The organism is Flavobacterium poyangense (genome assembly GCF_011751075.1).
Lineage (GTDB): Bacteria > Bacteroidota > Bacteroidia > Flavobacteriales > Flavobacteriaceae > Flavobacterium > Flavobacterium poyangense.
This window is the reverse complement of sequence record NZ_JAALLN010000002.1, coordinates 36,665-58,844: the sequence shown is the minus strand read 5'-3', so window position 1 is coordinate 58,844 and position 22,180 is coordinate 36,665. Positions and strand designations below refer to the sequence as shown.

Genomic DNA, 22,180 nt, shown 5'->3' with positions numbered 1-22,180 from the left:
ACAAATAGGGTTTAAAAAGAAACATGTTTTTATTATATAGTCAAACTATGAGAGCTATTTAAAAGGCTTTCTTTTTCTTTTCAGCTTCTTTTTTCTTTTTCTCGTCCTGTTTTTTCTCTACTTCCGGATTGTATTGCACGCTTAGATCTAAGGTTTCTTCCCAGTCCCAATTGGCTCGGACATCAATCTCTTTTTGGGAATAGTTGATCTCTTCGGGTTGTATTTTTTCTAAATAATTTCCTGCATCATACATTCGGTTTTTATTGTCATCATAAATAACGCGAACTGTAAATGCATCCGGTGACAAAAGATTAAACTCAAGCTTGGTTTTTTCTTCAGAGTATTCGCTTGCGATTACAACATCTCCTTTTTTATTTGTTAGTTCTACGATAATCGGAAATCGTTTTACGTTTGTTAAATTCAATCTAAGATTGGCGTAATCTGTTAGTTCTTTTGTGTTTAATTTGTAGGATAAAGTATCGTTTGTCTTTTCGTAAAAATCAGTTAGAGCACCTGGAAAAAAGGTGAAATTGTATTTTTCCAGCGGTTCTTTTTTGAAATCAACATATAGTTTCTGGTCAAATTCATCATATTCTGTAGTGAAATCAACGGCTACAGAATCTTTGTTGACTAATTTGATTTTAGATCTGTCAAATTTTACCAATGGAGTTTCAGTTTCTAAGGTAAATCGGTCTCTGAAATTAATGGTCCCGCTTTGTACTGCCTTTATGTTCAGGGTGTCTTTTTTCTGGTCTTTAATTTTAAAAGTAAATTTCTTCTTGTAATTTTCCTTTTCAATCTCTATAGTTAAAGAGTCTGTTTTTAGGGGTTTGTACCACACTTGTAAAGAATCCTTTTTAGGGAATTGAGTCACTATAGTTTCCAAAATTTGGGAATTGTTTTTTAATACAATTTTTGGCTTTGAATTTTTAAAGTTCTGTTTTCCGTCGTATGGCAGGTATAGCCTGTTTCCGGAAGCTTGTATTGGTTTTAAAACTTTTAATGGCAGTGTTTCTTTGAATAATTTTAGTTCAAAAACACTGTCGTTTGGAACAGTAATGTAATTCTTCAGGAAGGCAATTTTGTCGTCTTTAGGGTTAAATTTATTGTTGTTTCCTTTGTCTTTTAAAGCCATCAAAAGATATTTTCCGGCTTTTAGATTTTCTAATTTAAATGTTTTTAAACTATCTAAAGTGTTCGTAATGTATCTTGGATTTTGTTTGTAAATTAAAGAGTCTTTAAAAGTATCATTGACTTCGTAAAGCATTACGGAAACAAAATTATCAACGTTTTTTTCATAAGCATCTTTGACCGTTCCGCTAATAGAAAGCGAATCAATATAACTGCCCGTAGAAAAAACATACTTAAGCTGGTTGTATGGATTTCCTTCGTTATTGTCTGTTATACTTTGTCCGAAATTTAAACTGTATGTGGTGTTGGGTTGTAAAGTGTCTCTAAGCTTTATGCTTATAAATTTACTGGCATTAGAAGGAGTGATTATAGGTTCCAGCTTCATAGGAGGCGAGATAATCAGCTGCTTGTTGGCATTTTTAAGTTTTATATATTCATCAAAAGTCAGGATGATTTCCTTGGCTTTGAAATTAGTCGTGAAATTTTTTGGTGTGCTGTATTTTAAAACGGGAGCCAGAGTGTCTTTCAGTCCGCCGGTTATGCTGCCTCTTTTGGCGCAACTCAACATTAAAAAGACTAATAAAAAGGATATATATCTGAAGTTGTTTTTCAACATAACGTTTTTAAATTTGATTGCACAAAATAACGATTATATTTGCTTTAATTGAAATTTTTTATCCATTTATTAGGATTTCGGGCTTTTGATCCTGATGCTTTTTTAAGCTTTCAAATTATGAATTTGATATAATTTCTTATTTTTGACCTTAAATGTAATTTTCCCCGGTTTTGATAAAAAAAGTTTTTTTGGGTTTGTTGGTTTTTTTACTCTTCTCCTGCAGTAAAAAAGAAGAGCCGATAATTGCCTTTTATTATTGGAAAACAATTTTCAAATTGTCTGAAACCGAAAAAGAAATTCTGGAAGAGCATAAAGTAACAAAACTTTATGTTCGTTATTTTGATATTGGCTTGCAACCTCAAACGCAGGAACCAATTCCGATTAGTCCGATACGATTTCAGGAAAGTAGTAGCAGATTTACTATTGTTCCGGTGGTTTTTATTCAAAATAAAGTCATGCTGCAATCTCATTTAGACATTGAGAATCTGGCTCAAAAAACGATTCGCCTGGTTGATGAGATTAGTGCCGCAAATAAAATTGCTTTTAAGGAAGTTCAAATTGACTGTGATTGGTCGTTAAACAGTAAAGGCAATTATCTGAAGTTTATTGATCGTTTTAAGAAACTTTCACAGAAAAAACTTTCGGCAACAATCAGACTGCATCAGGTGAAATATTTCAAAAAAACAAAAATTCCAAATGTTGATTCCGGTGTTTTGATGTATTACAATATGGGTTCTATTGCGCCCGATTCGTTAAACTCCATTTACGATCAGAAAATTGCAGCAAGATATCTTAAGAGTTTAAAAAAATATCCGTTGCCTCTTGATTTTGCATTGCCGATATATTCCTGGGGAGTTCATATCAGGAATCAGAGAGTGATTGGTTTACGCTCGAAATTGAGTTTTGATGAACTTAAAAAAGACAAAAATTTTGAGCAGACAAGTACTTTTTTCTTCAAAGCAAAACAATCAAATTATAAAAACGGAGTTTTTTATGAAGAAAACGACCTGCTGAAAATAGAAACGATCTCTTCCGAAGATTTGAAACAAATGGCGAAAGAGTTAGATGAAAATACGGCCCAAGCGCCAAAAGAAATTATATTTTACGATTTAGACGAATTCAATTTAAAAAACTATGAAAAGAATATTTTTGAACAAGTTGTTTCTTGTTTCTAGTGCCTCTTTGCTTTTTGCTTACGGAATAATTTATGCCTGTGGAGGCGGAGACGATTGGGATTTTTTTGGTTACAATTCGAATTTTACGCCCGAAACATTTGCAGATAAGTCGTATTCGCCGCTTTTTTTGTCGGGAGATTTTTTTTATGGAATCGGATCTGATACTGAGCACAATTCAAGGTTTAATGAAGTTATTAAACAGGATTGGGAGAATTATTTAAAAGGGAAAGCAGATACTGCAACGGTGCGTTATTTTCTAATTGGTCCTAATGAAGAAGTGGCTTATGAAGATCGAAAGAAGCCGTTAAAAAATAAAGTGGAAATAGAGCAACTTCATGTTTTTTATAAAACGAAAAAAGAGAATAAAACTTCTCTTAAGTGGGGTAAAATAATGAGTCTGAAAGAGGCTAAAATTAAAAGTTTTATTGAATTTTTATATTTGGCACAGAAAATAGAAACGGTTTCTATCGCTGAGGATTATTGGAGCTATGACCCTGTTGTGGCTAAAACATTCAATGATAAGAAGATGATTCAGTCTATTGAGAATGTTTATAATACGACTTCAGATCCGTTTCTGAAAAACAGATATTGGTTTCTTACTATGAAAGCACGATTTTATAGTAACGACAAGCAAAAAGCGATTTTGTTTTTTAATAAAACCGAAGCTTCAGTTGCTAAAAATACACTGTATTACAGAGCGCTGTCTTATGTGGCGGGTATAAATTATCAGCAAAATAAGTATGCGACTTCCAATTATTTGTATGCGCAGGTTTTTGATAAATGTCCTGAGATGAGAGTCGTTACGGCTTATTGTTTCCATCCGCAGAACACTGCCGATTGGAATAAATCATTGGCAATGGCTAAGAATAACAAAGAAAAAGCAGCGCTTTGGGCAATTCACGGTTATTATAAAGATGAAAAGCAAGCCATTGAAAAGATTTATGAATTAGATGCAAAAAGCGAACATCTGAATTATTTGCTAACCCGATTGATTAATATACAGGAGCAAAGCATAAACAATTCGTTTCAGCAGAACAGAGGAAATGAAGATAATCTTCCGGTAAAATGGCAAACTGTTGCAGAGAATAGAGCAGAAAATTATGCCAAACTAGATAAAGCGGCTTTTGATTTAACAGCGAAAATTGCTGCCAGCGGAAATACAGACAAACCTTATTTATGGGATATTGCACTTGGTTATCTGCAAACTTTAAAAGGAGATTTCGCTGGCGCAGATAAGAATTTTGACAAAGCGGCAAAAACACTTCCAAAAACAGAATTGGCAGGTTATCAGTTGAGGTTGTTGCGTTTTGTGAACGCGATGAGTAAAATAGATAAATTGACAGATCAAAATGAAAAGACGATTCTGGCTGATTTGAATTGGTTATATCAGGAGCTTCCAAAAACATACAAAGGAGAGACGTTTCGTTATCATAATGCGGTATTGTGGAGTAAGAATTATTTGGCGGCACTTTACAAAGCAAAAGGAAATCCTGTAATGGCAGAACTTTTTGGTACTTCTTCGTACGGTTATTGGAATTCGGGTAATGCTTTTTATGATAACGAAAAAGAGCTGCTGGACATGAAAGCCTTTTTGTCTAAACCAAATAAGACCGAAATGGAGAAAATTGGTGCCGGAATTTATGGTTTTAAATTAAAAGACATCAGTAATTTTCAGGCTGTTCAGGCAACCTTTAAGAATAAAATTCCGGAGGCAATTGCTTTTTTACAGCAGGCAGATTCTGTGCAGTATGCTACTTTTTTGGGTAATCCGTTTAATGGAAACATAAAAGATTGTCATGATTGTGATCACGCAGCCTACCAAAAAAAGAAATATTCTCAAATTGAATTCCTGAATACGATAAAAACAATGCAGGATAAACTGGCTCAAAAGGAGGATGTTTATACGAATAGTTTATTGTTGGGGAACGCATTTTACAATATTACCCATTTTGGAAATGGAAGATCTTTTTACGAAATTAATATCTTAGGTTACGGCTCGAGTCCGTATTCTTTTAGGGATTCGATGAAAGCAATGATTACGGATTGTACGGTTTCGAAAATGTATTACCAAAAAGCGTTTGACGCAGCGACAACCAAAGAGCAAAAAGCAAAATGTATTTATTTAATAGCTAAGTGTGAGCGTAACGAATATTATAACAATAAATATAATAAGGTAAACAGCTGGTGGGAAATTCAGGATGATAAAATCAATTTTATTGCTTGGAATGGATTTAAAATGTTGAAAAAAGATTATTCGGACACGAAGTATTATCAGGATGTAATTGCAGAATGCGGTTATTTTAATACGTATGTTAACCAATAAGAAGAGCGGGTTTTAAAAAAATAATAGAAGAAAAATGGTAAACAAAATAGAACATATCGGAATTGCAGTTAAAAACATGGACGATGCCAATGTATTGTTTGAAAAGTTACTTGGTGTTCCGTCTTATAAAATGGAATCTGTAGAAAGCGAAGGCGTTCTAACTTCTTTTTTTCAAACGGGGGTAAATAAAATTGAACTTTTATCGGCAACAAATCCGGAAAGTCCAATTGCGAAGTTTTTAGAGAAAAAAGGAGAAGGAATTCATCATATCGCTTTTGATGTTGAAGACATTCAGACCGAAATAACGCGTCTGAAAAATGAAGGTTTTGTGCTGATCAATGAGGTTCCCAAAAAAGGAGCCGACAATAAATTGGTGGTTTTTTTGCATCCAAAAAACACAAATGGGGTTTTGGTGGAGCTTTGTCAGGAAATTAGATAAAAAAAAGCGATTTTTTATTTGTTAATAAGCTGTTGAAAATCAATAATGTTGTGTGAAATAAGGGCAGCAGTTGTAAATTAAATAGAAAACATCTCTTAAAATATTTGGTGCGAATGAAAAATAGTAGTAATATTGCATCCTCAAACCGGTCCTATAGCTCAGCTGGTTAGAGCACCTGACTCATAATCAGGTGGTCCCTGGTTCGAGCCCAGGTGGGACCACTAGTAAAATCAAGCCTTACAGAAATGTGAGGCTTTTTTTATTTGGTCTAAGTGTACTTTTTAAGTGTATTTTGATAATCACTCTGCCTTTATTCCAATCAAAGTCATATTTTGGGTTTTGCATAAATTAGTAATAAAGGGAAGACCAGACTGCCTCCCTTCTCTAATTAAATCATTTTATTAAAATGAGTCTTTCCGTTACCTGCCTCAATAAAAGTGTACATTTTGGATGTCCATATGTCTACATCGATATTCAAAAAAAATCTACAGGAAAATTTGGGTCTGTTTTTCAGCCTAAAATATAGTTATCCGTACTTATTGGACGTTGTCACTCCTGTATTTGCTCTATTGAATTATTTGGTAAATACTAGTAAAAACTATGAATTTATTATTTAGTTTGAGCGCATAACCTCATTTTGGAGAATAATTTGTTTTTTCATTGGTGTTTGGGTCAATTCGAGATATTTATCATTAAACGAATGATATGAAACTAAAATTAACATCAAAACAAATGCTTATGCTACTTTACAAAGTAGGTGTGCCAAAAGGAAAGATTATCTCAGCGACAGGAGAGGACTTAAATAAAATTTTGAAAAAAAAAATATTTAAGTACAACTAATAAGTCTGTATGTAATCAACACTAAAAAAGAATCTATTTTATAGGGGTTTTTTGTGCAAAAGTTTTGTTATTTAATTGATTTTTATCTTTAATAAATTCTTTTATAGCAACAGCAATTACTTTAGCAAGTGGAACAGGGACACCATTACCAATCATTTTAAACTTTTTTGACATTGATAATTCACTGGGTAAAACATAACCGTCTGGAACCCCTTGTATTCTTAAAGCTTCTCGAACTGATATTCGTCTATTTTGGTAAGGATGTAAATGAACTTCATTATTCCCATAACAAGCAGTTGGACTATATCTGTATCTATGCAATCTCTTAAAAGAAGGTCGGTTTGTCTCGCCTTCTTGTATGTTAAGTAATTTATTAAGATTAGGTTTTAAAGGAAAATATTCTTTTGCATTATCAATTATTAGTTCGTTTTCGGGTGAGACTAAACAACTTTCAACGCATAGTTCTATTTTTAAGTTTAAAGGTTTTATAGGATTTTCTCCAAAAGGATTTAAATTACCCCATTCATATTCTTTAGAAACATTAATGTTTTGCTCATTAACGGGAAATGGAAACCAGTTTGGTTTGAGATTCCCTTTTATTAGATTTTTCTTTATACCAATAAAAAAAACTCTTTCTCTATTTTGAGGTACTCCAAAATTTAAAGAATTAAGGATTTTAGAATCAACATGATACTCCTTTTTTACTTTGTTTAATAATTTATTTAAAAACTCACTTGTTTCTTTTCTTTTTACTAAGCCGGTAACATTTTCCATAACAAAAAAAGTCGGTAGCAATTCTAATATTTTGTTTAAATAAATTACAGTTAATTTTCCTCGTTCTCCATTGAATCCTTTAAGTTTTCCATTTATACTAAAATCTTGGCAAGGTGGTCCACCAATCATACCAAAATTTTTTGGTTTCCCATTAGGGAATGCTTCTTTAATAATTTCTTCAGATGATATTTCAACTATGGATTTAGTATTGAAAATTTCTGCTTCTGTTTCATTTCCTATTGATTTTCTCCATGAAGTTATTCCGGCGGCATGAAGTTTTGCAAATGTTTCATCAAATTCATTTGTCCAAACAATTTCAAAACCTGCTTGTTCAAAGCCCATATCCATAAAGCCTCCACCAGAATAAAAAGATAGTATAGGAACTTTTTGTTCGTGTTCATTATTCATAAACTATAGTAAAGTTGTTAGCAGTTGCGTTTAGTGACTTCTTTGTTTTTTTTAAATTGTAAAGTATTATATTTTTACCAATGAGAGATTCAAAATTTTCTTTTTTTTCTATTGTAAAACCATTTATTAAAATTTGTTTGTCTTGCATCCTTAACTGTAAACCTAATGTGTCATTATTGAATTGATTTACCTTTTCAATTATTCCAAATAAATCATTTACTGACTCAAAATTAGTGATTAGCCAATTTGAATAAAAACTACATCCTGGTCTATAAGAACAGTATTTACAATTCTCTATTGAAGGTTTTGCAATTGATTTTATGTCATTTTTTGTTATAAATGAATTTGTAGTATCAAGAAAGGTCAATATTTCTGAATAAATTTTTTCACAATCACTATTTTCAAACTTTACTTCAATATAATCATTCGACAAACTTACGATGAATAATGCTTTCGGGTATTTTCCATTCATTAAAAAATACAAGTAAGCATAAAGTTTTAATTGAGTTTCGTATTCTTTTTTTAGAATTTGCTCTGTTATTCCGCTTTCATCTATTGAGTCAGAATAAACTTTCCCGGTTTTGAAATCTAAAATTGTTGTTCCTGAATCATTCTCAACTATTAAATCAGCAATACCAACAATGCTTTTATTTGAATTTTCTAATCTCTTCTCAGGGTGAAATTTATTTGGTGAAGTTCTTGACGACCTACTATTTTTATCTTGTTTCTTCCGTAAGATATTTTTAATTTGAATTTTCTTTAGTGCAAAGTCAGGAACAAAATATTTTAAAGGCGTAATACTCGACAAACCTTTTTCTTTTAATTCTTCTTCCTTTTTGTTTATTAAATCATCCCATTTTTTGGAAAATATTTGCTCATCATTAATTATTCCTTTTGAAATTAACTCAATCATTTTGTGAACGATGGAGCCAAAATAAGCATTGGTATTTAATGGTAATAATGGTTGATAACCATATGAATTAGCTAAAACTAGTTTATATGGGCAAGTAATGGCTGAGTTATATTGACTTACAGAAATATGATTCAGATTTGTTATTTTACAGTTGTTTAACTTCCGAATCATTTATTCATAATTTTTTCAAAGCACCAGCCTATTCTTCTCTGAAGATTAAATGTGTCTAAACATTCAAAATCATCTTCTATATTTCCACCCTTTACTTGAATATATTCATGAGCCTCACTAATTCTATCTGTGTACCAAGCATCTTCTTCGGGATTTTCTAATTTCCAAAATGGATGAACAATTAAAATTATTTTTCGTCTTCCGTTCTTTAGGGCACCATGTTTTATCGCTGGAAGTCCATTGAAGTCAATAATATAATCTTCTCTTTGATTTCCTTCTTTTACAAAAAAGCTTTCAACGAATTGGTCTCTAAGCGTTTTGGCAAATACCAACCAATTTTTTATTTCAATTGTATTGAACTTACCGTCAGCGCCTGATTTATAATTTTTATCTTTAAAGATTTGTAAAATTCCTAAACCTAAACGCCAGTCTAACAAACTATGCCAATTCATGTTTCTGTAGACCTTCAAACAATCATAACAAGCATCATAGCATCTGCCTTCATGTTCTTCTGAATGAATTCTTTTTGTATATGTACCAATTGACTTTGGCGATAATGCGTCATCAAGTATTAATTCAAAATCTTCAAATAATTTTCTTACGAATCCTGAGCCATTTGGAAGTTCATCGGTTAGTATAATTTCTGCCACATTCTTTTTAATTATATCGTCTATTTCTTTTCTCGTTATATCAGCAATTTCAATCTCTGTTGGGTCAACATCGAGTTTATCAGCTAAAACTCTTTGTAATAAGAACGCAGCAGAATAAAAGCCAGCTCTTACTCCAATGGATTGTCTGTCAGAAAAATTAGAAGTTGATTTAATAATGTGGTCCAAATTAATTTCTGGTGCGACAGAACTAGGATGAAATTTCAAAATTTCTGTTTTTTTGTTTATTGCTAGTGCAAATGGAGTTTCATCTACTTTATTTAAAAAATCTATTCTATAACCATCCTCAGCTTTAAACGTATAGCCATTAGCTGTTGTTGATGGTATTAATGCTTTATGAACCCATTGATTTTTTAAAGTAATTGTTTGATGAGTTTCTGGATTAAAATTTCTTAAATCAAAATAGCTGCCCTCATATAGTTTGTCACTGTTCGTATTTACTCTCCAAGTCACGTCTTTATCTGAAATGAGAAGTTGTGTATTTGCAACATTTTTAATTTCTCTCTTTGCTTCTTCAGCTGTTGAATTATCAGCATAAATAGGTGGTCGGTTTGTAACAAAATCGGCTTCATCTCTATTATCTGTTCCTAGTAAAAAGTCACCTCTATATGCCTTTGGTGACTTTATTATGAACTTACCGTATGTTTTTTCATCATGATTGCCACATAAGCAGAAAAGACCTTCCGGCTCTTTATCAATATCATAAGACTTGCTATATCCACATTTTTTGCACCTCTCCATCCATCTATTTAAATAGAAAGGAGAATTACCAGTTGTAAAAGTATCATCTTTATTAGCGATAGTGTCTCTGCCATTAATGTCTTTTCCTTTTACAATTTCAGATGTAAATCCAATAGATTGATAAATTGCTTTGTCTTTTGTTTTTTGGGCTCCAGGAGCAAATTCATAAACTGCCATTGCTTGTCCTCTGTCAATTTTTAGCGTTTCATTATTAGAGGTTGTACCATGGTAAAAATATTTTACATCAGTGGGCATTCCAAACATTGGTAGAATACCCCCTTCAGCAAACTTTTGAGAAATATCGTTGGTTGGAATTTCAGGATTCACTACAACACTTTCCAGTTTAGCAATAAATCCTTCTTTAGTTGATGTGTCTAAAAAATGATTTTGAAACTGTGTTTTTAAATGGTTTAACTGATGAGGTATGATACATTCAACTATCGATTTAACAGTGTCATGATTAATATTTATCCAGTTTGTTATTTTAGTTTTGTAACTATCCCAGTTGTGAATTTTTCCAAAAACGCCATGTATACTTGATTTACTTTCGTCAAAATTTTCGTTAACTTCGATTGTCGAATATGCTTGTCTTAAAACTTCTTTTGAAATTAATCGTAAGCAAATTCTCTCTTGTTTCATTGTCAGGAATGGAGTAGGAGGACTATCGCCTGTAATTTTTTGAGGATTAGAAAAATAAAATTCATCGTGACTTCTACCTCTGCAAAATGTAAGTATAACAGAATATGCTTGTCCTCGTCTTCCTGCTCGTCCAACTCTCTGCTGATAGTTGAATCTTTGTGGTGGCATATTCGCTAACATCACTGCTTGTAATGCTCCAATGTCAACTCCAACTTCCAAAGTTGTTGTGACGCTTAATAAATCGATTTGTTTTACAAGTGGGTTTCCTTCCGATTGCAAAATAACATTTCTAAAATGTCGTTGTCTTTCAAATTGATTATCTGTTTGTCCAGTTAATTCTTCGCAATGAATTCTTATTGGCTCTCTGTTTTGAATCATTGCCGAATGTGATAAGTAATTTTCTTCCCAGACTTTTTCACAAGTTGTTTTATGTAAAGGGTCGAGTCGAGATTTTGTTTGTGTACAAACTCCGCCGGAAAAATGAAGATGAGCTCTTCTGCTTCTACTACTTAGCCAAACTTCGTCTTTTGCCATTGAAGCTTTTATGTATAAATCTTCAAACTGTAGACCTGTATCTCCTTTTAATAGGTTTATATCTGTTAGCAATTCAAAAATGTTTTGCCCTAGTAGTGTATCAGAAATAGATAAGCGGTCAGCAACATTGCTGATATAACCTCTACATAAAGTTGGTAAATTATAGTATGTAATAATATCAAACGGAAAATTGTCTTCATCAACCTGATTGTGATTATATTTATCTCCTAAAATTCTAATTACAGAATTTACAATTTCAAGAAAAACATTTGGGGATAATCCAACTATATTAGCATATTTTGAAAGTACTGGCGTCTCAGGATTAATTGTTAGATATCCTAAGGCAGAACTTTCAAACGAATAGAATAATGAAGCAAAAAACATATTCGCCATTTTTCTTAATGTTCCCTTTTTTATTTCTTTGATAAATTCATCATCAACACCTTCAGCCCATTGTTGTGGATTCTCGAAATGAATCACTTTATACCAAGGAATTTTAGTTGCGGGTGTTGATTGTAATCTAATGTCATTACCTCCCGGATTAATTCCTAATTCTGCTAATCGTTTAATTAATGGAGCTAGATTTAAACTATTTGTATAGTCAATTAAATCTCGGACTTTAATAATTCGTGTTTCAATTTCTTGAATTTTTCGCAAAGCAAAATCCTTTTCCTTTATTGCTTTAGCTGTTGTTCTTGCTGTGTTCGCATCATTCCAAACATCATCAACTTCATCAACAAGTTCATTATTCTTTAATCTAAATTCGTTAATTTTTTTCGTGTCATTTTTTTTGAATGCTTTTAGAATTTCAAGTTTGATTATTAATCGATTGTTTAGCTCACGAATCAAAAGCTCTCTCAATAAATCTATAAAATGATTTCTCTCAATACCATTTGCAACTTGTGCAGAATCTTCCCTGCTGTCCGAAAATACAACTAACTTTCTTTCATCTTGCTTATTTGGTAGCTGATACATTAATTCCTTAGCAAACATTTGACTTGATTTAGCAAAACCCGTTCTAAAACCTCTGATTGATGAGATTTTGTTTTTAATTATGGCTTGCTTATGTTTACTGTGATTAATACCACAACTAGGGCAAACACAAGGTGTTGCTTTATGTGTGTCTAATATTGCTTGATTGAATGCGATATCTAAGCGTGAAGATTTTTCATGAGCAATTTTGAAATAGTATCCTTTGCGCCAGTTTTTAGGTTCTTGCTCAGCTTTTTCGTACGTTTCTTTAACATCTCCTGAATAGATGTTTATTGACGCTTTCTCCCAAGTGGAGATATAATCTTTTTGGTCGATAGAATTATTTAAAGTAGCTTGCCTCCAATATCCATTTGGTCTTTCATGAGGTTCTAATTCTTGTTTACCCTGTACCCAAAAAATAGCATATTCTTGGTAGGTTCTTTTCTCTAGAAGTTTGTGAGGTGTTTTCTCTGGAATACCTTCGATATTAGGACTAAGTGGAAGTAGTTCGAAAAAACTATTTGTATCATCAGATGCTTTCAATCGGCTACCACCAAAGAGAGTTGTTCCACAGTTATCGCAATAGAGTAATTCTAAAACTCTAAAACCTTTCTCCGATTTTATTTGTGCTTGAGGATATAATTTCCCGACTGTTCTTTCTTCATCCTTAAATTCATCTGAGATATCCTTCTCATTTAATGAACCCCACAGTCCTTCAATGTTGCGGAAAAAATAATGAAATCTGAATCGTGGTAGTTTTGATTCATCATTTTCTCGTTCAATTTTCTTATACTCATCCATATCATACATGGAACGTAAAATGAGTAAACCACTAATCGCATTTCTTAAATCTTCTTTTGAACTTTGTTCTCCAAATATTTTCTCTGTTAAAATGTTTTTGTCATCGATATCTCCGTCAGCTCTTAATGAACAAACTGCTCTCTCGTTTCCATCTATTTTACAAGAATTGTATAATCGTTCCCTTAATTCTAGTTTTTTGTTAAGCAGAACTTTTAAAAGTAGTTGTCTTGGTTCTGCTTCTTCTAAAGTTATATTGGCAAACGATTTTAAATCATTTGAAGAAATTAAACATTGTTTCTTAAATTCTTCTGAGTTAATATTTCCATTTACTGAATAAAAAGCTTTGCTGATTTTTTTAAATGGTTCAATAGGAAGTTTTGCTATTTCATTTGAAAGAGGGTGAATAAGGTTGTTTTCACCTTTTATAATAGCAAATGAATCTTTTGCATCTGTAACTCCAAAAAAATCTTGAATGAAATCAATACTCTTTGAATCATTTGCATCAAGAGAAGCAGAAGAAGCTAGTATTTTTAATTGAGAATGATTTGGATGTAATCCTAATCTATTTAAAATTAGTTTTAACAAATATGCTACTTCTGTTCCTTGGGTTCCTCTGTATAAGTGTAACTCATCAATAATTAAATGAAAAACTCTGTTTTCTTTTTCTTTTATTTTCTCTTCAGATGAAAGGTTTTTTGAAAAATCGTCATTGCAATTGAGCCAATCTTTTGTCTTGTCAAAAATTCCGCTATCAATCTCTCTCATGAGCATAATGCTTAGCATCGAGTAGTTCGTAATCATTATGTCGGGTGGCGAAACTTGCATGTCAAATCTTGTTCGCATTTCAGCACCATCTAACCTCGGATAGAATGCCGTTAAATTTTCAGCAGTGTCGTTCAATGCTTCAGGTATATTTTGATTCTCATCAATGTGCTGTTTAATATCCTTAGAAGACTTTTCAAGAGCTATTAGTTCTTTTCTTAGTTGCTCAACTTTATGTTTATTTATTTTTTTTGCTCCATTACTGTCGAATGCATGTAATTCTCCTGATGATGGAGTGTTGCCTGTATACCTGCCAAAATAAATTGAGTTATTGTTAGCTTCAGTTTTCAACCATTCTCTTGTCTTGTCAGAATCAAGAGCTTTTCTCAATCTTGTAAGTTGGTCTTCAACCAAAGCATTCATTGGATAAAGAATAAGTGCCCTTACTGCTTGCGGTCTGCCATCGTTGGGTCTTTGTCTTACTTCTGGGCTGAGTTTGAAATCTTTGACAATATCTTTATCATTCAAATTAATATTGTTCCACCAATAATTTTTATTTGTGCCATTAGATTTTTCCCATTTTGAAAGCTCTTTTGAAAGTTGTGCAAACAAGGGTAATAAAAATGATTCTGTTTTTCCAGAGCCGGTACCTGATGTAATAATACAATGCTTTTTGTTCATTGCTTGCTTTAGCATATTTGCCTGATGTGCATATATAGGAAAAGAATCAGAAAACAAACCAGTTTTTACTAATGATTTAAATGTTTCTAATTCCTTATCAGTCATATTTGGAACTTCACTTTTTGTAAGCTGTGAAATTGTGAGGTTGCTAGATTTGTAATCTGGCAATGGTTCAATCCAAGGTTCTCTATATAAAACTTTATCGGTATTTAATTGGACTTTTCGCTCTGAATTTACCGAAGTGAATTTAGTGTCAAATGCAGTTTCTACATAGCGTATATAGTTGTCTTTGATTGTATCAAAAGCTGTAATTGGGTCTTTCATGGCTTACCAGTCGTTTTTGAATTGAATATCTTGATTGAATTTCTTGAATAAATTTTCTGCAAATAGTTTGGGAACATTTTGATAAAACTGATATACCAAATTAGAACCATTCATATTTACATTTTTATAATAGGGTACCTGTCCACTAAGTAACATGATTGATTCTGCTATTAGTCGTGGAAGTTGAACATATTTTGGTATTGCTAACTCTTGCGTATTGTTGTTGTAATAAATTACTTTTTTCTTCTTTTCCGAAAGCAACAAGAATTTTCCCCAGTTCCTATCTATTTCGTATGATTTGTTGTCAAGCCAAAGAATATATGTATACTGATATCGAATGTAATATTCTTGTAGTGAAAGATTTTTATCAATTTCTCCTTTGTCTTTTGTAAATCTCAAAACATCTATGTCAAATACTTTTCTTGCCCATTCGTAGTTTGGTCTTTCAACAAACTTATTTGCTAATATGTTTTTCTTGTAACCCTCAATAGTTTCGCTAAAACCTTGTAAACCAAACTGTATAATTTGGGGTTGAGAGATTAATTTATCTGTAATTTTAAATTCGATGTTTAAATCATTTGCTACTCTTTGTAATTTTTTCCATGCATCAGTGGAATTTTTACAATTTGCTGGCGTTAGTCGAATTAGGTCTGGTAAATAATAAATTTCTAATTGTTTGTCTTGTGAAGTTATTTCAAGATTTATCTCATTTGTCATACATCTATCTTGCAAGTCGTCAATAAATGCTTTAGAACGACCTCCAATCAAAATTGCTATTACAGAAGAATTGGAAGGAATTATTACAAATTGTGGTTTGTTTATTGAAATTTTATTAAGTGAATAATCATAATCTAAACAGCCTAAGTAATCGTAAAAACTAATTGAAGTTTGTTTGACGTATTTTGGACTTTGCTGAAATTTTGATAATTCCCAAACTTTTTCAATACTCTCAACCGAATCAACAATTTGAGAAAACTCTTCGAATTTTAAATTTCTTCTTGTACTCATTATTTGTAGAATCAGATTTCCTTTTTTTAATTCATATTGATTAACAATATTAGAAAATTCAATTGGAGTGTATTTGGAAGAAAAGAAAGGTAATGACCATGAATTTTGTTTTTGCCACTCATTGTAAGTCGTATTACTTCCTACAACATAGAACTCGTCTTCGGGATGACTAACTTCTCCAAATCTGTTACGTTTTGTTGAATTTTCATTTACGATATCGAGTGGATTAAATTCAACATCAATAATCTGATAAGGTAGTTCAGAATTAAGCAAATTTTCATTTTCAATCGTGACTAAAAAATTTTTATTACAAGTAATATTTTCAGGAATAATAAATTCCTCCGGAGCAGATGAATTTGGCTCTAAAAAAAAACGTTCATTTGTTTCTGTAAAGTCTAAAGATATTTTTTCACTTCCATCCGCACCATGAATGTAAATCTTTGGTAATAAGTTTTTTAGATAACTTCTATTGTCAATCTTAATTCCACCTATAAATTCTAGTTTTTTCTTTGTTGTAATTTGTAAAATCTCTTCTGTCGGATGAGAACTAGGAGGATTCTTAAATTTGAAGAGATTAAAACCTGAAGGGACATTATCATAATCAATGAAACTGAAATCGCCTTTCGAAAATGTTGCACCCCAGTCTTCAATGCTTTGTTTTTTTGAATCAACGCAAAGTAGATACATCAAAGATTGTCTACTGACTTTGTCGGTTTCAATTAAATTATCAGAAGGTAAGCCAAAGTATGAACCAGAAATGTAAATGATAATTTCATTGTTTGTTGCGCTTGCCTTCCATTTATTTTGCTCGTCCTGCAGGTTTAAATTTTGATTAAAAGTAATGGTTATAGGTTTTGAATATCCGTTTCCGTAGTTTCCGATTTCGGTTTCTCCTAAGTATAGGTCATTAGGGAAATCATTCTTGGAGAATAAGTAGTAAAAGTGTTCGAAGGATTCATCTGTTTTATTCAACTTAAAAGCGGAAAAAAGTGTTGCATAAACCCAAGCCGATTTTGGTGTTAAAACATCTTCATTTTCATTGTATTCAATAACATATCCTTTCCAATTTCGGTACTCTCTTATAACAATATCAAGAATTATTTTGCGAAGAGGATTCTCTTCATCTGATATAATTGAAATAATTCGAGCATTAAATCCTGCCTCTGCTATGCCATGACGGACAATCATTCTTTGAAATTGTTTTTCAGGAATAATTGAATAAGGTGCAATATTGGCTTTCCAAAAAATGTTTGGAATGTCTCTAATGTTTTTTGGTGTTAATAAGCATTGTGAAAATGCTTTACTTACATAGACCCAATTCTGATTTCCAAGTCGTCTTTCGGTGAAATAGCCGTAATCAGTTTTATAATACTCTTTGCTCCACTTTTCTAAATTATTCCAAACCCAATCAACGCTTTCAATCGTTCCTGTTACTTTGGTTGCAATATTATTGTTAGTTAAGAAATTATTTAAGGGAGGAAAAAAAGAGTTCGTCCTGAATTCATTATTATCAGTTAATGGAATTATAAAAGAAACCAGGTATCCAATATAGAAAGGATAGACAATCTTAAATGTCGGACTGTAAATTGAAACGCCATCAATGCATAAGTTATATTGATTCCTCGATTCAAAGACTGCTCTTTCAAATGTTTTCCATTTGTTTGCAACAACTAGGAACTTATCAATGAAATTATTTTTAGAGGTTGTTTCAGGAAATCTACCTCTAATGGCTTTACAGAAATCTTCCCAACTTTCAGCCTCATCTGTGAAGTTAAACTTTTGAATACCTAATTCGGAAATTTCTTTTTTTGTTATATATAATAGGACTTCATTTCCTGCTTGTGAAGGATTGAAAAAGTATTCTCCGATAATATGATTCCATTCAAGATATTTCATTGTTAAATAAGCAGTAAACGTAAAAGCCCAGTTTTTTTGAGCAACAGTCAATAAGTGTTAAAGCTTTGTTCCAAATGTATGGAAAAAGAAATGTTATTATTAAAAGAAACGTAATATTTTTAATGCAAAAGATAATAAATTCAGCTTAATGAGTAGTGTGATTTATATCTCTTCTTTGATTATATTTTACATTGTCAATTTTCCAAAAGTATTGAATTAATATTTTAAATAACCACGTAGTTTCACGCGTTATATTAATTTTAAAATAAATATTCTATAGCAAATTTTATTTATAGATTTACTTAAAGTTGGTTGGAATAGACGTTTTGAAATTGCCTAATGAGATAATATTCCTAGGATTATATCAGAGAGATTTCAATAGCCTTTTCAACAAAAGTTTTTATAATTCTTCAATTTGAGCTATTATCATTTCACATACACTGTTATTAGTATCGAAACGATTAAAAAAATAAGCGCAATTATGTAAACATAAAAGCTACAATCAAATTTCTTGTAAAACTTTTTGTGCATTTGATTTAAATTTCCCCATATTGCTTCATTACGCTCCAAATCTTTATTATGGGCAATATTTCCTTGTATTGTGGAATATTCAAATGCAATTTCTTTTAAATGATTACTTAAACTGAAAAAAGTAAAAAGTGAACCAAATAATAACAGGATGGAGAAAAAATATAAAGGTGTTGCTATACAATGTTTGAGAATAATATATTTAGGTGCTAACCAAATAACTGATGAAGCAAACCCAATTGTTGCTACCACAAATGTTAAAAATAAATTGGTTCTTTCTGTTTTTGCTTGATGACCAATTAGTTGCCAATCTATCGCATTTCTTCTGTATTCGCTTTTTTTTGCCACTTGTTTATTTTATTAGGATTTATAATTTTTTTTATTGTGTAATTGTATATAATCTAAATCTTAATCAACTCAAATTAATTTTTGGAGATAGTATTTCTTTATTGTTAAACCATTATTGTCTCATTACTTGCTTCACCTATTATACTGAAAAAAGTTCTTATAAAAGTCTCAATGTTTGTTTGTTCCAATTTCCAAACAGTTGAGCTTACTCTAAAGCGAACGTTTTGGTCTTCAATATTTACGGATATTCCGTTTTTTCCATTATTTAGATTGCCTTTTTTTATCTCAACTTCGTTAAAATCAGTGAACACGGCGTCAATTTTGTGTCCAATGTTGCTGATAACTTTGGCATTTATTCGAAGGTATTCAATATCTGGTTCTGTTCCGTCTAGAGGCACAACTATTAGAGCATAATTATTCTTTTGTTCAGTTGCTGTTTTTGCTTGCAGTGGTGTCATTGCCGCATGTTCTTTTCCTGTAGCTTTTAATTCTATTAACCAATTATTTATTTTAAAACCTTCTCTTTGATTTTCGCTATTCACAAAGTCAGATGATTCTTCTGTTAATATGTAATCGCTTCCAAACGGTTCTCTATCTATATTAACGATTATACCTTTTTCATTAAGTTGCTTTACATATTCCTTGAATAAATCTTCTATAAGTTTACCTATGGTTTGGTTACGATTAATAAGTTTTTTTTGATTTAATCTTTTCTCGTATTCCATTCTTATGTATGGGTCATTAAATATTTCTTGAACTAGTTCAGGGTCCGCATCACTAGTAATCATATTTGTAATAGCTTTGTCCCAACTTAACCTAAGTTCATCAGTTGGCAATGTGTTCCTAATCAAATCAGATACACCAACACCTAATTTGTTTAGAAAGGATTGTTGTCTGGAACCACGAATTGTTTTTATTAAATTTTCGTCTCCCTTAAATAACTCTGAAAGATTTTTTGAAGAAGGTGTTTCACTAACAAATTTTGTTTCTGAACCTTCTATTTCACTTTTAACATTTATCCAATTCAATCGCTTTGCACGAGAAACCCATAAACATTGTTTTAAATGAATTGGATTTTCGACTCCGTCAATTATTATTTCTTGTTTGTCAATATCAAATAATGTGTCTTTTTCAACAGCTTCTGTAAGTAAAAATTTTAATCGTTCTAAACTTGATTTCTGTGTTGTATTTCTACCATATATGTTTCCATCTGTTGCGGTCAGATAAGCAAAATCTGAAAATGAAATTTTGAATTTATACTTAAGTTGTCCATCGCTATCTCTTAAAAGATTTAAGTCATTTTCATTGATAATTAAATGTTCTAATAATTTAATTGTTGCATATTCTGTTTTAATAACTAACGGATTCAAATGAACGAATCCATTTTCACTTAGAAAATGATAATCATCTATATCTAAAAAATTGTTATAAATATCATTTAGAGTGTCTTTGTCTCTTACTAAAACAGAATACATCGGAAATTCAGGTTCAAAATATGATTTTGGTGTTAGTAAAAGATGTTCAGATTTTGGAAAATGGTCATAAATAAAGGTTTCATCATTCTTCTTACTTGCTCCGGTTAAAACCTTTAAATCCTTAATAGTCTCTTTATTACCATTTGAAATAAGCCACTTTAAAAATTTAGCATTGCATTCTTGAAAAGATATATTGTTGAAATCTGATTCTGGAAAGATGTTTAATTCTGACTTTAATTCATTTATAGCATCTTTTAAGGTGAAATTTTCGACACTACTAATGTGTAAAGTATTAACTTTTCTGGAGAAAAGTTTATCAGCATATCTTAATCCAACCAAATCAGAAATTGAAATTAAATAATCATCATTACATTTGTCCCAATAAATGCCTTCAGCTTTTCTAAATAGGTCTCTTTGATTTAAGTAAATATTTTTCTCTAGCGGGAATTGTCCTTTTATATCATTTATCAAAGAATAAAATTTATTTAGCCAATAATAGCCTTCTGCTTTTATTGATTCATTCAGTACAGGTAATGTTTTTTTTTGCTCAACGAATTCTAACAATTCATTTATACCCCATACGAATTTTAAATTATAAATATTATCTATTTCTGGGTTTATTAATTTTACTCTTTCGGCTACTTTAACCCAATTAGAGAGTTCTCCGATTACTGGAATTTTTAAAGATGATATTTCTGATAATAGTTTCCATAATTCATTTATGTTTTCCTTTTTCTCAGAATATGGGATAGTTAATTCGTTAAGGCAAGTATAATCATTACTATCTTCTTTAAATTTAATTATTGTCTTAGATGCAAGTAAAACAAGAGTTTCATTCTTTACTTTAGTTAGCCATTCGTGGTCAACCCATTTAAGGTCCTTGGAAAGTTCAAAATCAAATAGTTCATATATTCCATGAATATTTTTCTCTTTAAATAAATCTGCAAATAATAGTAAACTGTTTGATAAGGCTTCACTAATTATTTCCTTGTTTATTGATTCATTTAGACCTTCAGATACTTTTTTTAGATAAATTCCATCACGCTCAACTCTTGGTTCAAAATTTATTGAGTTAATTATTATTGGAATTCCTACTTCTTCAGTCCCAATTAAAGGAAATGTGTAGTATAGTCTTGGATAATTTTTCGTTAGAGAGAAAACTCTTTCTATACCATTGTCTAATTGAGTGATAATGCAGGCATCATATTTTTTATCTACTTGGATGTATGCTTTTAAACTTGTTTTGTTATTCCTATCTATTAGAGTAGTTATTTCCCACTCATTTATAGACTTTTCATGAGTTTGAATCAACGATTTAGAAAAAGTTTTTGTTTTGCCATTTTCAATTACAATTACTGATTCGATTTGTTCATTGAATAGTTGAGTAATTGTAATAAGTTCATCTAGACACTGTAATCCTATTTTTGACGTTTCTTTTCCTTTCTCATTTAAATTATAAGTAAATTTTGTTTGAAACTCATCTTCCCCTAAATAACTTATGGTTCTAATTGAATTGTCAAACTGACTATTTGATTCTTGTTGTAAATTATAAAAATGTTCGTTGTCAGTTGCATTGCGGTTTAGTAAGAATTGGAAGCATCCTTGATTATTTGTAAGTTGCCCTGATATATGTACTTCTTTTGAGAGTAGATATGTTGTCATAAATCCTGTTCCGAATCGACCTGTCTTACCTTCTTTATTGTTTTTTGATGAGCCTTGAATAATTAAGCTTAAAATATCATCTAACTCAAACGGATTACCCGTGTGTGAAAATGATATTTGATTTTCGCTAATTTCTATTTTTACTTTTAATCTCTGATTTTCTTCAACTGAGTCTTTAGCGTTTTGGAGTAATTCCCAAAACCAACGTTTCTCATAATCTTCTCTTTCATTTTCTCTGGCAATAATATCCCTATAAACACTGTCAGCGTGTCTTATTTCTGCGATTTCGTGTCGTCTTTGCTGTATCTGTTCTTTTTGAATCATTATATTTCAATGTTTGATAGTTCTTTT

At 31.2% G+C, this 22,180-nt stretch carries 11 protein-coding genes and 1 tRNA gene; 5 read left to right on the top strand and 7 right to left on the bottom strand.

The window, feature by feature from the left end; genetic code table 11:
* Positions 1-58: 58 nt before the first annotated feature.
* On the bottom strand, positions 59-1,747 hold the full coding sequence (locus G3A47_RS05210; protein WP_166921117.1) for an Ig-like domain-containing domain: 1,689 nt from the start codon (positions 1,745-1,747) through the stop codon (positions 59-61).
* Positions 1,748-2,022: 275 nt separating this feature from the next.
* Between G3A47_RS05210 and G3A47_RS05205 the strand changes: the two genes are divergently transcribed.
* From G3A47_RS05205 to G3A47_RS23945, 5 genes are all read left to right on the top strand, one after another.
* Entirely contained in the window at positions 2,023-2,922 is a 900-nt protein-coding gene (locus G3A47_RS05205) for a hypothetical protein (protein WP_243860386.1), read from the top strand.
* The gene (locus G3A47_RS05200; protein WP_166921114.1) at positions 2,882-5,245 is read left to right on the top strand and encodes a hypothetical protein; all 2,364 of its coding nucleotides are present in this window, start codon (positions 2,882-2,884) and stop codon (positions 5,243-5,245) included. Before G3A47_RS05205 ends, G3A47_RS05200 begins: the two co-directional genes overlap by 41 nt.
* A 34-nt stretch (positions 5,246-5,279) precedes the next feature.
* Complete coding sequence (mce, locus tag G3A47_RS05195; RefSeq protein ID WP_166921112.1) at positions 5,280-5,684, top strand: methylmalonyl-CoA epimerase; 405 nt, start codon at positions 5,280-5,282, stop codon at positions 5,682-5,684.
* 147 nt (positions 5,685-5,831) lie between these two features.
* Positions 5,832-5,905: transfer RNA gene (locus G3A47_RS05190), tRNA-Ile, on the top strand.
* 484 nt (positions 5,906-6,389) lie between these two features.
* Positions 6,390-6,524 (top strand): hypothetical protein, encoded by a 135-nt coding sequence (locus tag G3A47_RS23945; protein ID WP_256371221.1) that lies wholly within the window; start codon positions 6,390-6,392, stop codon positions 6,522-6,524.
* Positions 6,525-6,557: 33 nt separating this feature from the next.
* Here G3A47_RS23945 and G3A47_RS05185 read toward each other — a convergent pair whose 3' ends face one another.
* From G3A47_RS05185 to G3A47_RS05160, 6 genes are all read right to left on the bottom strand, one after another.
* Complete coding sequence (locus G3A47_RS05185) at positions 6,558-7,706, bottom strand: DNA cytosine methyltransferase (protein WP_166921111.1); 1,149 nt, start codon at positions 7,704-7,706, stop codon at positions 6,558-6,560.
* Entirely contained in the window at positions 7,699-8,790 is a 1,092-nt protein-coding gene (locus tag G3A47_RS05180; RefSeq protein ID WP_166921109.1) for a PD-(D/E)XK nuclease family protein, read from the bottom strand. The genes G3A47_RS05185 and G3A47_RS05180 overlap by 8 nt, the downstream gene beginning before the upstream one ends.
* Positions 8,787-14,912, bottom strand: coding sequence for a DEAD/DEAH box helicase (locus tag G3A47_RS05175; protein ID WP_166921107.1), 6,126 nt, complete (start codon positions 14,910-14,912; stop codon positions 8,787-8,789). Before G3A47_RS05175 ends, G3A47_RS05180 begins: the two co-directional genes overlap by 4 nt.
* Positions 14,913-14,915: 3 nt before the next feature.
* Positions 14,916-17,816, bottom strand: a complete 2,901-nt coding sequence (locus tag G3A47_RS05170; RefSeq protein WP_166921105.1) for a hypothetical protein — start codon at positions 17,814-17,816, stop codon at positions 14,916-14,918.
* A 426-nt stretch (positions 17,817-18,242) separates the two neighbouring features.
* Positions 18,243-18,692, bottom strand: coding sequence for a hypothetical protein (locus G3A47_RS05165; RefSeq protein WP_166921104.1), 450 nt, complete (start codon positions 18,690-18,692; stop codon positions 18,243-18,245).
* 104 nt (positions 18,693-18,796) lie between these two features.
* Positions 18,797-22,153 carry an ATP-binding protein gene (locus tag G3A47_RS05160; RefSeq protein ID WP_166921102.1) on the bottom strand — a complete coding sequence of 1,119 codons (3,357 nt, stop codon included), beginning with the start codon at positions 22,151-22,153 and terminating at the stop codon, positions 18,797-18,799.
* Positions 22,154-22,180 lie beyond the last annotated feature (27 nt).